Genomic DNA, 14,985 nt, shown 5'->3' with positions numbered 1-14,985 from the left:
TGATCCCACCTCCGCGCAAATTCACCTTCGTCAGCCGCATGGCAGATCAGGAACGCCGGTCCGCGGCATCCGTTGGTCGCGACACCAGCAAGGAGTGTAAGAATGCAACGGAACACCAAGATCATGGCTCTGGCCGCGGCGTCGCTGATCGCAACGACGGCAGGTGCGTTCGCGCAAGGCTACTATCCTTACGGGAACCCCGGCCCGCGGTACTATGGCGGCCCGCGCTATCAGACCTACGAGCCACAGGTGATGTACAATCAGGTTCAACCGGGCTGGTATGGCGCGATGAATGGCACCAACCATCCGACGCCGAGCTCGACGCAGGGGGACGTCGGCCCTGAAGGGAACAACAACGGCACGCTGACCGGCGTCTACCGGCAGTGGTAGCCCACGCAAATGTGAAGGCCCGCCGCTCGGATTGAGCGGCGGGCCTTTTGCTGTTCCTCACTCGGCCGTCATTGCTGACGATTACGCCGCTCAGGACGCTTTCACTTCACCATCGCGCCGTAGACGATGTCCTGCACGGTCTCACGATAATATTTGCGCAGCTCGCCGGGCGCTGCGGTTCCCACCACCACGACGAGGCGCTCCTTCGGATCGCAAACAAACTGCGTGCCATAGGCGCCGTTCCAGGTGAACTCGCCGGGATCGCCGGGCACCGACGACAGGCCCTCGCTGGTCCGCACCGCGACCGCGAGGCCGAAGCCGAAGCCTGCGCGATGCGGCTCGACCGCAGCGACGTTGTTCTTGATCTCGGGCCCGAGATGGTTCGACGTCATCAGGCGCACGGTGCTCGGGCTGAGGATGCGCTTGCCGTTGAGCTCGCCGCCATTCAGCAGCATCTGCCCGAACCGCAGATAGTCGCCGACGGTGGCGAACGAGCAGGCGCCGCCGCAGTCGAATTTGGTCGGCGTGTCGAGCAGCTTGATCGCCTGCGGCTTGCCGGTGAGCGGATCGTTGGGGAAGGGGCGCGCCAGCCGGGCGCGCTGGGCATCGGCCGGGTGGAATGTCGCGTCCGTCATGCCGAGCGGCTTCCAGACGTTGGCTGCGAGATAGTCCCCGAGACGCTGGCCGGACACCTTCTCGACCACCGCACCGAGCACGTCGATCGAGAAGCCGTACTCGAATTCGGTGCCGGGCTGATGCACCAGCGGCAGCTGGGTGATGCGATCGATGAAGGCCTGGGTATCGCCCTCGACTGCAGGCGCCGTGCCGTCGGGATAGAGCCGCGCCAGCGCGCTCGAACTGTCGGGCCGGCCGCCATACATCAGGCCGGAGGTGTGGCGATAGAGATCGTGGATGAAGATCGGCTGCGCCTGCGGCTCCATCTTGAGCGATCCGTCGGCCTGCTGCACGCCGACCTTCATGTCGGCAAACGCCGGATAGTACTCGGCGACCTTGGCCTGCAACGGCAACCGGCCCTGCTCCATCAACGTGAGCCCCGCGACCGCCGCCATCGGCTTGGTCATCGACGCCAACGCGAACACCGCGTCGATCGGCATCGGCGTGCCCTTGACCGGGTCGAGCTGGCCATAGGCCTTGTAGTGCACGAGCTTGCCGTCACGCGCGATCGCCACCACCGCGCCGGGCACCCGCTTGGCCGCGATCTCGCGCGCGAAGAAGTCGTCGAGCCGCGCCAGCCCCTGGTCCGAAAAGCCAACCTGATGCGCGGATGCTTCCGGCAGCGGCGGCGCCGCGCGAGCGATGTTGAACGAAAAACAAGTGGCGGCGGCAGCCGCGGCAATGACGATTGGTCGCATTGTTTCCTCACCGGAGACCGCGGGCGATGGTTATGCAATTCGCTGCCCGCTTCCGGCAGGATTAGATCACGCCGACAAAGCCGACAAGGCGTGGCTGCGCGCGGCCGCGTCGCCGGGCTGCATGCCTCCGCGGGCGAGGGCCGGCTCGACCTCGTGCTCGAACGTCTTCAGCGCGGCGCCGATCGCCTGGTGCATGTCGAGATATTTGTAGGAGCCGAGTCGGCCGCCGAAGATGACGTTCGGGTGCGCCGCCGTCATGGCGTGATAGGAGGCGAGCATGGCGCGGTCGGCGGCGGTGTTGATCGGATAATACGGCTCGTCGTTGCGGCCGGCGAAGCGGGAATATTCCCGGTAGATCGTGGTCCGCGCCCCGGCATGCGCGCGTTCCGGGTGCAGGTGCCTGAACTCGTGAATCCTTGTGAACGGCACCTCGGCGTCGGCATAGTTGATGACGGCAGCGCCCTGGAAATCGGCGACGTCGTGCACCTCGCGCGCGAAGTCGACGGTGCGCCAGCCGAGATGGCCGCTTGCATAGCCGAAGAAGCGGTCGATCGGCCCGGTATAGATCACGAGCTGCCGCGGGTTGATGCGGTCGGCGACATCGAAATAGTCGACGCCGAGCTCGACGGCGATCCTGGGATGCTCCAGCATCCGGCGGAAGATCGCGGTGTAGCCGTCGACCGGCATGCCCTCGTAGCGGTCGGCGAAGTAGCGATCGTCGAAGGTGAGACGGACCGGCAGGCGGCCGATGATGTCGGCGGAGAGCTCGCGCGGATCGGTCTGCCACTGCTTCTGCGTATAGCCGCGGATCAACAGATCGTAGAGCGTGCGGCCGACCGAGGCGATCGCCTTGTCCTCGAGATTGCCGATCCCGGTCGCGCCATGCGCCGCCGCCTCCGCCGCGATCACCGCCCGCGCCTGGTCCGGCGTCATGATGCGGCCGAACGCGGCGCACACCGTCGCAAGGTTGATCGGCATCGAATAGACGCGGCCGTTCGCCACCGTGAAGACGCGGTGGCGGTAGTCGGTGAAATAGGTAAAGCGCTGCAGATAGCGCCAGACCGTCTCGGAATTGGTGTGGAAGATATGGGTGCCGTAGCGGTGCACCTCGACGCCGCTGTCGGAATCGACTTCCGAATAGGCGTTGCCGCCGATATGCGGCCGACGGTCGAGGACGCAGACGCTGCGGCCGAGCTTGTTCGCCACCTGCTCGGCGATCACGGCGCCGAAGAAGCCCGCGCCCACCACGACGACGTCAAAGCTTTCAAGCTGCATCTGGCCCCCAACGCGGGCCCGGGCGATAGCCCGCCGCGACATCCCGACGGAGCTTCAACGGCGCTGGAGCCGACTTCCGGCGAAGAATTTGGTTAAGGCCACGATAATTCCGTGCCCGGAACCGGCGGCTCGGCCGTTGAACTGACAGCATGCGAAGCGACCGGATTTGCCCGCGCGCCGAGCGACAGCATTTTGCGCGAGGACCTCATGTCCGTGATCTGCGTCCTGTATTCCAGCAACACCACCTATGATTCGCTGCGCGGCATCCTCGCGATGGCCGCTGCCGAGCTCGACCGGCTCGGGCACGAGGTCAAGATGCTCGATCTGCTGGCGCCGGATTTCTCGGCCCGGCTCAATGCGCTGCTGCCGCGGAAGGCCGAGACCATGGCGCTCGGCTTCTCCGGCATCGGGCTCGACATCCATACCAAGGACGGCCGGCTGTTCTGGGACGTCGCGCAGATCCCCGTTTTCACCTGGTTCTGCGACCATCCCTGCTATTTCGCCAAGCGTCACGGGCTCGAGAGCCGCTATGCCGCACATGGCTACGTGTTCCCGGACCACGCGGCGTTCAACCGCGATCACCTCGGCGCAAACGGCAGCGTGTTCGCGACCCATATGGGCATTCCCGACCCCGGCTTCTTCGGCGGCCTGCCGCCGGAGCAGCGCAACGGCCGGCTGATCTTCGCCAAGTCGGGCTGGAATCCGGTTGCGCTCGAGCGCAGCTGGCGCAAGACCATGCCGCCAAAGCTGTTCGCGTTGCTGTTCGACGCGATCGCCGAGGCGCAAGGCAAGACCTGCGGCGCGTTTCCCAGGATCATCGTCGACGTCGCCGCGCAGCATCTGGTCTATCTGAAGCCGGGCGGCGACCTGTTCAATGTGATCCTGACCCGGCTCGACAACTACACCAGGGGCGTGCGCACCCGCGAGGTCGGTGCGGTGCTCGCCGACTATCCGGTCGACTTCATCGGCGGCGGCTGGAGCGATCTCGACGTCAGCGGCCGTCCGGCCCGCGTGCTCGGCGCCATGACCTTCGATGCGATGCGCGAAGGCCTTGGCAGCTATCTCGGCGCGGTCTCGCTCAATCCCAATATCGACGGGTCGGTGCACGATCGGGTGTTCTTCGCGCTCGGCGCCGGCACCGTGCCGGTGTTCGACGCCAACCGCTTCTCGACCAGGGAGATGCCGCATCTCGCGCCCTACAGCTTCGGTCGGGAGACGACGAGCATCGCCGCCGCCGTCGAGGCCGTGCTGACCGATCCCGCAAGCGCGCAGGCGGCGACCGCGACCACGATGCGCGAACTCTATCCGCGCTTCTCGATGCAGCGCTCGGTGCAGGACATCCACGAGATCACGATGTCGATCGCGGGTGCCGCCGGCGCCAATCTGCTGCCGGCCGAGCCGGTGCCGGCCGGCGTCTGGACCCCGAAGCAGGCGGCCTGACCGCCAGCCATTTCCATGGCCGCGGCGCGCCGGCTGCGATACCCTGTGCCGGTCACCTCCGATCGGGTCCAGCATGAACCGCCGCGCGTTCGTTTCGGGACTGACTGTTGTCGCGGCGCTCGCGGGCCTTGCCGCACCGGCGGCGGCCGACGGAAAGCGGGTGGCGCTGGTGATCGGCAACGGCGCCTACAAAAGCGTGCCGGCGCTATCGAATCCACCGACCGATGCCGGCGACATCGCCGCGGCGCTGAAGCGCCTCGGCTTCGCGGTGACGCTGATCACCAATGGCAGCTTCGACGAGATGCGGCGCGGCCTGATCGCGTTCGGGCACAATGCCGCCGGCGCCGACATGGCCGCGGTATATTTCGCCGGCCACGGCATGGAGATCAACGGCGACAACTGGCTGATCCCGGTCGATGCCGAGCTGAAGCGCGACACCGATGCCGCCAATGAAGCGATCAGCCTGCAGAGCGTGATGCTGCAGGTCTCGAGCACCGGAAGTCTCGGCCTCGTCATCCTCGATGCCTGCCGCAACAATCCGTTCGCGGCGAAGATGAGCCGCTCGCTCGCGATGCGTGCGGCGACAACCAGCGGGCTCGGCCGCATCGAGCCGGTCGGCAACGTGCTGGTCGCCTATGCCGCACGCGACGGCACCACCGCGCTCGACGGCGACGGCCGCAACAGCCCGTTCGCCGCGGCGCTGTTGCGCAACATCGAGACGCCGGGCGTCGAGGTCACCTTCATGTTCCGCAACGTCCGCGACGACGTGATGGAGGCGACCCGCAACGAGCAGCAGCCGTTCGTGTACGGCTCGCTGTCGCGCAAGGCGATCTATCTGGCGGGCGCGCCGCCGGCCGAGACGGCGAAACAGGCGAACGCCGCGCCAGCCGCCGTGGCCGCCGCGTTGCCGCCACCACCGGCGACCCCGGTCGGCGCCATCGATCCAGCACTCGTCGGCACCTGGGAGATCATGGTGGCGAGCGGCCGCGGGCAGTCACGCTGGATATGGCAGATCATCGCCGACGGCACCTACAAATTCCACGCCGAGCCGTTCCGCTCGGCACAAGCCCACGAAGGCACCGTCACCTTCGTCAACGGCCGCTGGACGCTGCATGCGTTGAAGGGACTGAGGAACTACAGCGACGCCGGCTCCTATGAAGTCCGCGACAGCATTGCCGCGATCACCGGCAAGCTCGGCACGGGCTACTGGAAACGCAGCGTGGAGTGAGGACTTTGTACGGTATCGTTTTCAGGCTGGTCGACGCAAAGCGGCGGCGAGTTCCAATTCAAACCTCGACAATCCATTCCTCTCGTGGTTGTATTGAATGAACTCCTAAACCACCAGGAAGGTTATAGTAATTCTGACAAGAACCACGACTGTCGTCGAAGACGAGGACTCAAGAGCAAGGCAATCAAACTGCCCCTTGGGCCGAGAAATCAAAGCAAATTTAAGCCTTGGGTTCGTTGAGAGCCCGATGGTTCTTCGATGGGCTCCTCGGCCTGAAGCTCAACACGATCGTGGGCAACCACGACTCGCTCATTGGTTCGCCGTGCAGTCCGTTCAGCGACCTGTAGTACACGAGCAAGATCTTCTTTCCGGATTGATACTTTGGCCATCTTCTCCTCCCGGTAGAAGCACGAATCAGTAAACACTGAACTTCGCACTGTTACAATCTAATTCAACCGTTAAAATTGAGTTCCTAATGCCCGATACGCAAAAAGTAAGCCATTTGCCAGAGTTAGTTTTTGGAATTGTTGGCCCGATGGGCGTCAATATGGAGACCATATGCGACAGCCTCGCAAATGCTCTTCGAGCGGTAAACTACTCCGCCCATCCCATCCACCTCACCAAAGAGATGCTCAAGGAAGATCGTTACAAGCTTCAGAAAAATCCAGTCCCCCAACCGACGGAGCGCAATTTCTACACCGACGTAAATTTCAAGATCAATTATGCCAACGCGTTATGCAAAGAATTTTCGGACGCCGCCACTATGGCGCGGATTGCAATTCGAGCAATCGGCGACGAACGAGAACGCTTGACTGGCGACAGAGCAACCCTCCATGACAAGCCTAGCTGTTGGTTCGTGGAGGAAGTTAGCGAACAGAGGTCGCGCGGATTTTCGCATGAGGTGGCTTTTCTTCCTGATTGGCTTGATCATCGGCTGTGCGAGTGGCGCCGGAGGTACGGCATACGTGCTTCTGGGCAAGCACAAAAGCGCTGGTGAAATGGATATTGTCTTCGCAGACAAGCTCTACTATGAGACCGCCGATACGGTAACTGTTTCGGGCACGCTATCCGGAGAAGGCATCGGATATCCAAACAACACGTACAGCATCGGCTGCTTCAAAGACCGAAAGGAGTGTTGGCTGACTTCTGCGCAAGCCATCGGAGCATTGCAAATTGGAAGAATGGACACTCCATACGCGTATGAAATCAAGAAGTGGTCTTCAAGCGAGATTGTTGCTGGCGATGACGGTTCGTTTGGGTGCTTCAAGACGACCATCACCATTGCTCGGCAGTCGAAGCAGGTTCTCTGGGTGGAAGAACCCGTCAATCAAACGCAGATGATGTGCGCGAAATCTGAAAATAAGATCAGAAAGTACACGATCGAGAGCTCACCCGGCTGGGCCAGAACGTTTGGAAAGAGACCTTAGTCCGCACGAAGGGGCGATCGCAAGCTTCGCCATCCCCTCAAAAACCCAGTTCACCCGTTGCCGGATAGACCACGGTGCCGTCGCTCTGCACGACGGCGCCTTCGGTCAGGCGGGCGGGCTCCAGGCGCCCTTCCCCCATGATGTGGATGACGGTTTCTCCTGACGCGATGAGATAATCCGCGACGATGCGGCGGTGGCAGCGCCACCACACCGCTTCCGAGCACATCATCGCGCAGCGTTGCCGGTGGCCCTCGTCGCGCAGATGCTGCAGGCTCGCATGAAACTGCGGGGACAGCGCATAGTCGGCATAATTGTGAAAGCTCTCGTTGCTCCAGAAGCCGTTGACGGACGATGGCACGCTGCGCGCCTTGCCGCGGAGCCCGCCAAGATCGGCCAAATGCTCATACGAAATGCCCGCGGCGGCCAGCGGCTTGGGCAGCGTGTCCTTGTTGAACTGCGGATTGGTTCGCGACCTCGGCACCGTCCTGATGTCGACGACACGGTCGATCTCGGCCTCGGTGAGGAGCGCAACGAAATCCTCAAGATCGCGGTTGGAATGGCCGATCGTGAAGAACGGAAGCGCCACGCCGCCCTCGGCTACACATGTCGGAGAGCGCTGCCCTTATGGGCCGCGACGTGATCGGTCTTGTCGCTCTTGATCTCGTATTGCGGCTCGGCCTCCGAGGCACGATGCGTGTGACCCTTGTAATCGAAATCGCTGGTGTGAACCGCGATGATGGTGCCCGAGACCCGGCCGGCCTCGGAATTCCATCCGACGTGATCGCCGACCTTGAATCTCCTGGCCATGTCGTACGCTCCAGCTTGATCGAGCATGCCGGCCGCCGTGGCGGGCCAACCTAACCGCCCCGACATATCTGGCTTCCCGACAATCGGCGGATCCGATGCAGGTTCCTGCCCCTCGCGCCTGTCGCCAAACGGCGGCCGTGACATCGATGATGCGCCATTCAAAATAAAATCTCGAACCCGCATATCATTGAACTCGCTGCGATTTTCTCGCGTCGACAACCGGTCGACGAAAGCCGGATAAAGAGGTCATTTCCGAAGCTGTTTCAAATATTTAGGCTCTGGGCGCGCGGCTTCCGCGCGCCACGCCGACTTCACTTCAAATCGCTGTCGACCCTTGCGGGCGACAAGGCGAGAGCGCATCTCCTGGGTGACCAACGCAAAGTGTGCCTCAGATCAACCCATGATCAGTTCAGGACCGGCCCGCGAAGATTCAATCGAACCGGACAGGGCGCGAAGCGGACAAATCAGCCAGCGAAATGAATCAATGAGCTTCCTTCCGGGCTGAAACACTCAGCAACCGCAGAACGATGCGTAAACAATGTCGCGACTTGGTTTGGTTAACCGCTCGAATTGGGCCTCCCTATGGTTGTGCGGCTGAAGAGCTGCATCTAGTTTCCGCATCGGCCGGATTTCTCATGTTAGCTGCCTAAGGACGATTTTTTCGCGCAGCGCGGCGTTCACGCCCGCGCTGCCCATGCGGCTCCCTTTTGGAACCGCCAGACCAGGAGACGACTGCAATGTCTACCTCTGCATCCCCGAAACTCGCCGAATCGACCGCGCTCAATGAGGCCGTCAAGGCGCGGATGGCGCCGAAGCAGGCGGCGCAGGCAGCCCCGGTCGACATCACGGCCAATCCGGTCGCCAAGATCGTGTTCAATCCCGATGCCGCGCCGGAAGAGCGCAGCCGCCAGATCGGAGCGCTGCTCTCGCCGGACCTCGCCGAGGAGTGCAAGGCGTCGATCAAGCAGCTCGAGAGCTACAAGGAATATCTGGCGCAGCAGCGCACGCTGATGCAACGCAAGCTGATCGAGCTGTCGTCGACGACCGTGTTCGCCAAGATGAAGCAGACCTTCGCCGACATGAACAAGGGCGTGCTCGATTTCCGCGAGATGATCCGGCCGCTGGTCGACAATCTCGATGCGCTCTACACGCTGCGCACCGCCGGCGACAATGTCGTGCTGGATACCTTCGCGGAGATCGAGGAGGATCGCAAGCGCGAGGCCGATTGGGAGCGCCGTACCGCGCAGGTCGAGTCCGAAGCGCGGCAGATCAACTCCGACAAGGACAAGCTCGATCGCGACATCGCGCAGCTGAAGACCCAGACCGGCCTGTTCGGCGGCATCAAGAAATCCGCGCAGGCCGAAATCGCCGGCAAGGAACTGCTGATCGCCAAGGGGATCGAGGCCCTGAAGAGCTGCCGCGACAAGGCGCAGGCGATCGTCACGGAGAAGGCCGAGCACGACGCCAAGCAGGGCAAGTTCAAGGCCGAGAAGGACCAGGTCCGCAAGATGCTCGACATCTCCGGCCCCGAGCACGTCAAGCGCGTCGAGGGCATCATCAAGGCGGCGCTCGACTACATCGACAAGTCGCAGGTCACGGTCTCGGAATTGCGCGACGAGCTCGGCGGCATCGAGGGGCAAGCCGACAAGCTGGTCAAGATCAACTCGCAGATGATCACGGTGGTCGCGATCCTCGACAAGGGCATCGATCTCGCCTGCACCGCGAACAAGGAGAAGGTGCAGGCGCTGTCGACCGCAAAGGACGGCGAGGATACGCTCGCCCGCCTCGAGCGCGAGCGCAAGAAGAACGATTTCGAGCGCCACGTCACCGCGCTGCTGGACAGCGGCCGCGGCACCAAGAAGACCGTGGCCGATCTCGAAAAGGACGCGGTCGACGCCAACACCTTCCACGACGCGCTCGGCAAGCAGAACGTCAACCTGCGCGAGCTCTCCAGCGACGGCATCGCGAGCATCGCCACCAGCCTGAACACCACCATCCAGGCGCTCAACAACTCGGCGCTTAACGAGGCCTCGGAGAGCGTGCGCGATTCGATGCGGGCGATGAATGCGGTGACCGACGACGTCGCCAACAAGGAGGTCATCCGCCAGGCGCTGCAGGTCGACGAGGCATCCAAGCGGATCATGGAGAAGGTCGAGTCGATGTCGAACATCGCCGAATCGCTGCAGGCCGCCAACAAGCTGCGGGAAGACGGGCTCTCCAACATCCAGAGCCGGCTCGGAGAGCTCAGCGACGTCACCGCGACCGTCCGGGCGCGGCTGCAGGAGAGCATCGGCATGGACGCCAAGGATGCCGGCGCGCCGGCCGCTGCCGCGACGCCGAAACCGGTCGACGACAAGGAGATCACGTTCGGGCGGATCTGAGGCCCGCCTGCCGGACCGGTAGCGCCGGTCCGGCCTTCTTGATGTGCAAGCCTCCTTGATGTGCAAGCCTGACCGATGGACATCCCAATGGCCGACAACTTCCTGATCACCGGAAGCGAGAAGCTCGCCGAGCGCAAGAACTTCAAGCTGGTTGGCTGCGCGGACAAGTTCGAGGAACTGTGCACCATCCTGACGCGGATGGAGGCCAACAGCGTGATCGTGTCCGGTCCGAGCGGCGTCGGCATCACCACCCTGGCGCAGGCGCTGCAGGCGCGCAAGGCCGACCCCGACGCGCCGTTCGACATCGTCAACAAGCGGCTGTTCTGGCTCGACACCGACGGCCTGTTCGGCCTCGGCGACAACGACGCCATCGTCAAGCAGTTCAAGACCATCTTCGCGAGGTTGAACCGCACGCCCGACAGCGTCCTGATCGTCGAGGATACGCTCGACCTGATCGACGCGCTGCGCAACAGCGGGCTGATGCACATCGTCAACGCGTTGACCGCGATGGTGAAGGCGAAGAAGACGCAGGTCTTCCTCGAGGTGCGCGAGGCCGACCTGACCCAGGTCCTCAAATGTCATTCCGACTTCCGCGATCACTTCACGCTGATGGACCTGACCGAGCCGGTCGGCGCCGAACTGGAGGAGATCGCGCTGCACGGCGCCAAGGACCTCGAGGAGAATTACGGGGTCCGGATCGATCCGGCGGCGGTCAGGGCGGCGATCGACATGTCGAGCAAGTACCGTTCGCTCGACACCGGCCTCACCGCGGCGCAGCCCGCGCGCACCCGCACCCCTGCTCGACCGCGGCATGGCGCGCTATCTGTTGCGGGCGCATTCGACGCCGCCGCTGCTCGCGGAGCTGGAGGCCGAGCTCGCGCGCCTCACGGCCGGCGGATCGGCTTCAGGAAACGAAGAAAAGGCCGCCACCGTGCGCGCGGCCATCGCCCGCCACAAGGCCGAATTCGCCGAACACCAGGCCAGGATCAAGGGCTATTACGCGGCGCAACGCGAGGGCGAGAAGTCGATCGCGCACATGGAGGCCCAGCTGCGCACCCTCGAGGAAGAGGAGAAGAAGCGGCACCTCGACGAACCCGCGGGCAAGGCCTCCGCCGGCGATGCCGACTTCGACCTGATCGCCAGGGCGTCCGGCTATGCGACGCCCGAAATTCTCCAGCTGCGCGGCGAGATCGCGCGGACCCAGACGGCCGTCGACGAGAACCGGGTGAAATACAAGGCCGTCACCAAGGAGATCAACGATCGGCTGCTGTTTACCGCAGACATGGTGATCGACGAGTTTTCGCTGATCTCCGGCATCGACGCCTCCAAGCTGAAGCAGAACGACGCCGTCAAGCTGCTCAATCTGCACGGCTCGCTGAAGCGGCGCGTGTTCGGCCAGGACGCGGTGCTCGATCATGTCGATCGTGCGGTCAAGGTCTGGCGGCGCGGCCGGCGCACCGACAAGCCGCTGCCGTTCCTGTTCTGCGGCGCCAGCGGCGTCGGCAAGACCGAGGTCTCCAAGGGATTGGCGGAGGCGCTGTTCGACACCGACAAGGCGCTGAACCGCTACGACATGGGCGAGTTCATGGAGAAGAACGACGTCACCAAGCTGATCGGCGCGCCTCCGGGCTATGACGGCTTCGCGGCCGGCGGCGAGATGACCAACTCGGTGCGGGCCAATCCGTATCAGGTCATGCTGTGGGACGAGATCGAAAAGGCTCACCCCGACATCTTCAACATCTGCCTCAACATCCTCGACGACGGCCGCTGCCGCGACAATCTGGGCCGCAAGGTCGAGTTCGGCGACGTCGTGATGCCGATGACCACCAATATCGGCGCGGACCATGCGCTGCGGGTCGGCACCGGTCCCGGCGATCTGACCCAGGAGGAGGCCTATGAGCTCACCATCCGCGACCTCAAGAAGTCGTTCCGGACCGAATTCCTGAACCGCTTCGAGGGACGCGAGAACATCATCCTGTTCCACAAGCTCAACATGGAGACGATCGAGAAGATCGTGTTCCGCGAGATCTCGCGCATCAACGCCTTCTATGCGGCGCAATCGATCGAGGTTCGTTTCCCCGAGGCCCAGTTGCGCGAGTTCTGCGACAAGACCTATTCGCCCGAGATCGGAGCCCGCGGCCTGCCCGGGCGCATCAAGCGCATCGAGGCCATGATCGTCGAGAAGACGATGGCGGATGCCGCCTTCAGCGGGACGCTCGACATCGGCTTCGATGCCGCGAGCCGCAATTTCACGTCGAACTGGATCGCCCATGACCGAAAAGCCGCATAACGACGCTGATGCGTTGCTGCACGGCATCGACAAGACGCTGTCCGACTTCAAGACCAAGGCCTATGAGGCCAAGAAGTCCTACGACCAGTCCGATCTCGGGCGCGCGCACCGCGAATTGACTATGCTCGGCCGGTTCTGGTCGCAGTTCGTCCGCTCCTGCGGCTGGATCTACCTGCAGCTGATCGCGCCGGTGACCTGGCGAATCTACCGCTTCCTGCGCTGGGCGTTCGCCGGCTACCGCGCGCTGTGGGCGCGCTGCGTCTACGCCAAGGACGCCTATGGCGATCCGGAATTCAGCAAGGCGCGCGGCGGAATCATGATCCTCGCAACGATCGCCGTCTGCTATCTCGTCTACGGCGCGGCGACGGTCGCCGTGACCTTGCCCTGGTACCTCGCCACGGTGCAGCACGACGAGCAGCTCTATCTTTCCAACTCGCAGAATCTCTCCAGTTCGCAGACCGAAGGCCAGGAAGTCCACGAGGTCTACGGTTGCGAGACGCTGCCCTGCACCGAGCAGAACACCGTGACCTTCCGGGTGCGCGCGACCTGGTTCAACGAGATCTGGAGCGTGCTGCATCATGGTTCGCTGTTCTATCCCGGCTACGTCGCCGCGGCCGTCAGCCCGGTCTTGAACCGCTGCGTCATCACCTCCTACGGTATCCGCAGGAAATTCCTGGTGCGAACCTGGGAGCTCTATCCCGACCTCGTGCAGGTCGAATGCATGCCGACCGACGCCGGCGGCGGCAAGGACGGCAAGGTGATCGACAACAAGGACTATCGGTAGGACGCTAAGTCCGCCGCTTCACCGCTGTGATCTGCACGGCTCCGCCGCGCGGAGCCCGCCAGGGCGAAACGTGGTGCCCAGGGAGGGAATCACACGCAACCACCAACACGGGAACCTCTGTTTGTCTTGCTAAGGTGGCGTGAGCGGCGGCATCATGGCGGAAAGTGCCACTCGCTCCCCCGTGAAAGATAAGGAATTTTTCGAGCCAACCACACGAAAACGACTGCTTGAACCTCGCCTCGAGAATTTCGTGTCAAGGTTGCTCAACCCGGCGCGGACTGCAGTCAGTCATTGAAAGGTATGCCCTGTGCCGGATCAGTCGGAAGCCCTGGCTCGGCGATGCCCGCGCAATTGCCCTGCCGCTTGCGACCCGCAAGCACCTCGTTGAGAAACGCAACAGCATCCGGGAAAGCAGCGTTCACGGTGCCATTGTGGGTGACGCCGGCATAAGTCTTCCACATCACGTCATTGCCAGCCGAGCACAAGGCAGCCACGGCGGCATATTGCCGGATCGGCGGCAGCACGGAATCAGCGAGACCCGTGCCAAGCAGAACAGGCACCGGCAGGCGCACCGGCCTCATGTCCGTCGGCGACGGAAAGCTCGCCTCAACCTTCGCAATCGGTTCAACATAGGCGTTGTCCGCCGTGATGCCTTCCTTCTTTGCGATCGCACGCATCTCGCCTGTACAGCTCTCTCGTGCCGCGCGCAGCACCAGTCTTCCTTTCTCCGCCACAAGCTTGTCGACGGGGGACGCCTCATCGGGAAGCGAGCCGCCGAGCATCATGAGCGTGAGGTAAATCGGCGAGCCGACCTTGAAAGGCTGCGCCGGCCGGTAAGGGCCGTCGGGAAAGGTCGACACCAGGCCCGTGGCGACGGTGGCGAGCAACGGCACATCGGGGGCATAGCTCGGTGCGACGGTCGTCGCGCCCAAAGCCGCGCCCGACCCCTGCGACTGGCCGCTGATGAAGACCTTCGCCGCAATCTTGTCGGCATGTGCAGCAAGCGCGGCACGGACGGCGTCGAGCACGGAACGCCCTTCCGCCGCCCATATGAGATAAGGATGCGGTCCTGGCCCGCCGAGACCCTGATAGTCCGTGGCGACGACAGCGAAGCCGCTCTCCAGCCATTTCTCGATGTATGTGGCGTCGCGCGGCTTGTGCCCGGTCCAGGAAGGCGCGCAGCTATCCGCAATGCCCAGCGTACCGTGCGCCCAGGCGACCAAGGGCCAGCCTCCGGCGGGGGGCTCTCCGGCGGGCAGATAGAGCGTTCCACTCACGGGTACGATTCCAGCGTGCCAGCGAAGGTCGGTCGAACTGTAGAGAATGCGAACAGCAAGAGACGCTTTCGCGATTTCCGGTTGGGCCGGCATCGGCTCCTCGCGCAGCATCACGCCGGGGCGCGACGGCAGCGCTTCGGTCCAACGATAGAAGGGAGACAGGTCCCGATCGCCCCATTGCGGACCGATCGGCAATGTGGAGCTTCCCGCATGCGCCTGAGAGAGTCCCAGCACCGCAAGGATGGCGATCGTTATGGCTGACTTCAATTCCGCACCTCACGATATTGAGTATTCGGTCCCTTGGGACCTGGAG

The 14,985-nt window shown here is 63.4% G+C and carries 13 protein-coding genes; 8 read left to right on the top strand and 5 right to left on the bottom strand.

Annotated elements, in window-relative coordinates:
- The first annotated feature begins 102 nt into the window (after positions 1-102).
- Entirely contained in the window at positions 103-390 is a 288-nt protein-coding gene (locus tag ACVMB0_RS12405; protein WP_456750506.1) for a hypothetical protein, read from the top strand.
- A gap of 101 nt (positions 391-491) precedes the next feature.
- On the opposite strand, the gene ACVMB0_RS12400 is transcribed toward ACVMB0_RS12405, so the two are convergent.
- Both ACVMB0_RS12400 and glf read right to left on the bottom strand, forming a co-directional pair.
- On the bottom strand, positions 492-1,763 hold the full coding sequence (locus ACVMB0_RS12400) for a serine hydrolase domain-containing protein (protein ID WP_461346404.1): 1,272 nt from the start codon (positions 1,761-1,763) through the stop codon (positions 492-494).
- Between the two features lie 66 nt (positions 1,764-1,829).
- Complete coding sequence (glf, locus tag ACVMB0_RS12395; protein ID WP_461346403.1) at positions 1,830-3,038, bottom strand: UDP-galactopyranose mutase; 1,209 nt, start codon at positions 3,036-3,038, stop codon at positions 1,830-1,832.
- Positions 3,039-3,245: 207 nt separating this feature from the next.
- Between glf and ACVMB0_RS12390 the strand changes: the two genes are divergently transcribed.
- The 4 genes from ACVMB0_RS12390 to ACVMB0_RS12375 all read left to right on the top strand — a co-directional run bounded on the left by ACVMB0_RS12390 (position 3,246) and on the right by ACVMB0_RS12375 (position 7,133).
- Complete coding sequence (locus ACVMB0_RS12390; RefSeq protein WP_456750509.1) at positions 3,246-4,478, top strand: hypothetical protein; 1,233 nt, start codon at positions 3,246-3,248, stop codon at positions 4,476-4,478.
- A 73-nt stretch (positions 4,479-4,551) separates the two neighbouring features.
- Positions 4,552-5,706 carry a caspase family protein gene (locus ACVMB0_RS12385; RefSeq protein WP_461346402.1) on the top strand — a complete coding sequence of 385 codons (1,155 nt, stop codon included), beginning with the start codon at positions 4,552-4,554 and terminating at the stop codon, positions 5,704-5,706.
- A 475-nt stretch (positions 5,707-6,181) separates the two neighbouring features.
- The gene (locus tag ACVMB0_RS12380; protein WP_461346401.1) at positions 6,182-6,703 is read left to right on the top strand and encodes a hypothetical protein; all 522 of its coding nucleotides are present in this window, start codon (positions 6,182-6,184) and stop codon (positions 6,701-6,703) included.
- Positions 6,672-7,133: a hypothetical protein gene (locus tag ACVMB0_RS12375; RefSeq protein WP_461346400.1), complete on the top strand. Its 462-nt coding sequence runs from the start codon at positions 6,672-6,674 to the stop codon at positions 7,131-7,133. Before ACVMB0_RS12380 ends, ACVMB0_RS12375 begins: the two co-directional genes overlap by 32 nt.
- 37 nt (positions 7,134-7,170) lie before the next feature.
- Here ACVMB0_RS12375 and ACVMB0_RS12370 read toward each other — a convergent pair whose 3' ends face one another.
- On the bottom strand, positions 7,171-7,719 hold the full coding sequence (locus tag ACVMB0_RS12370) for a DUF488 domain-containing protein (protein WP_461346399.1): 549 nt from the start codon (positions 7,717-7,719) through the stop codon (positions 7,171-7,173).
- An 11-nt stretch (positions 7,720-7,730) separates the two neighbouring features.
- Positions 7,731-7,940: a hypervirulence associated TUDOR domain-containing protein gene (locus tag ACVMB0_RS12365; protein WP_456750512.1), complete on the bottom strand. Its 210-nt coding sequence runs from the start codon at positions 7,938-7,940 to the stop codon at positions 7,731-7,733.
- Positions 7,941-8,677: 737 nt separating this feature from the next.
- On the opposite strand from ACVMB0_RS12365, the gene ACVMB0_RS12360 reads away from it, so the two are divergent.
- From ACVMB0_RS12360 to ACVMB0_RS12350, 3 genes are all read left to right on the top strand, one after another.
- Positions 8,678-10,321, top strand: a complete 1,644-nt coding sequence (locus ACVMB0_RS12360; protein WP_461346398.1) for a hypothetical protein — start codon at positions 8,678-8,680, stop codon at positions 10,319-10,321.
- Positions 10,322-11,132: 811 nt separating this feature from the next.
- Complete coding sequence (locus ACVMB0_RS12355) at positions 11,133-12,611, top strand: AAA family ATPase (protein ID WP_461346397.1); 1,479 nt, start codon at positions 11,133-11,135, stop codon at positions 12,609-12,611.
- A complete protein-coding gene (locus ACVMB0_RS12350) occupies positions 12,592-13,395 on the top strand; it encodes a hypothetical protein (protein ID WP_461346396.1) in 804 nt (267 codons plus the stop codon). Before ACVMB0_RS12355 ends, ACVMB0_RS12350 begins: the two co-directional genes overlap by 20 nt.
- Positions 13,396-13,679: 284 nt before the next feature.
- Here ACVMB0_RS12350 and ACVMB0_RS12345 read toward each other — a convergent pair whose 3' ends face one another.
- The gene (locus ACVMB0_RS12345; protein ID WP_461346395.1) at positions 13,680-14,939 is read right to left on the bottom strand and encodes a lipase family protein; all 1,260 of its coding nucleotides are present in this window, start codon (positions 14,937-14,939) and stop codon (positions 13,680-13,682) included.
- Positions 14,940-14,985 lie beyond the last annotated feature (46 nt).

The organism is Bradyrhizobium sp. USDA 4451 (assembly GCF_054822585.1).
Note: the sequence above shows the minus strand (reverse complement) of the source record. Positions and strands in the feature narration are given on the sequence as shown.

Bases quoted from the DNA above. Each gene is read 5' to 3' on its own strand.
- ACVMB0_RS12400 (WP_461346404.1), bottom strand. From the start codon at position 1,763: ATGCGACCAATCGTCATTGCCGCGGCTGCCGCCGCCACTTGTTTTTCG.
- ACVMB0_RS12390 (WP_456750509.1), top strand. From the start codon at position 3,246: ATGTCCGTGATCTGCGTCCTGTATTCCAGCAACACCACCTATGATTCG.
- ACVMB0_RS12380 (WP_461346401.1), top strand. From the start codon at position 6,182: ATGCCCGATACGCAAAAAGTAAGCCATTTGCCAGAGTTAGTTTTTGGA.
- glf (WP_461346403.1), bottom strand. From the start codon at position 3,038: ATGCAGCTTGAAAGCTTTGACGTCGTCGTGGTGGGCGCGGGCTTCTTC.
- ACVMB0_RS12360 (WP_461346398.1), top strand. From the start codon at position 8,678: ATGTCTACCTCTGCATCCCCGAAACTCGCCGAATCGACCGCGCTCAAT.
- ACVMB0_RS12365 (WP_456750512.1), bottom strand. From the start codon at position 7,940: ATGGCCAGGAGATTCAAGGTCGGCGATCACGTCGGATGGAATTCCGAG.
- ACVMB0_RS12405 (WP_456750506.1), top strand. From the start codon at position 103: ATGCAACGGAACACCAAGATCATGGCTCTGGCCGCGGCGTCGCTGATC.
- ACVMB0_RS12385 (WP_461346402.1), top strand. From the start codon at position 4,552: ATGAACCGCCGCGCGTTCGTTTCGGGACTGACTGTTGTCGCGGCGCTC.
- ACVMB0_RS12355 (WP_461346397.1), top strand. From the start codon at position 11,133: ATGGCGCGCTATCTGTTGCGGGCGCATTCGACGCCGCCGCTGCTCGCG.
- ACVMB0_RS12350 (WP_461346396.1), top strand. From the start codon at position 12,592: ATGACCGAAAAGCCGCATAACGACGCTGATGCGTTGCTGCACGGCATC.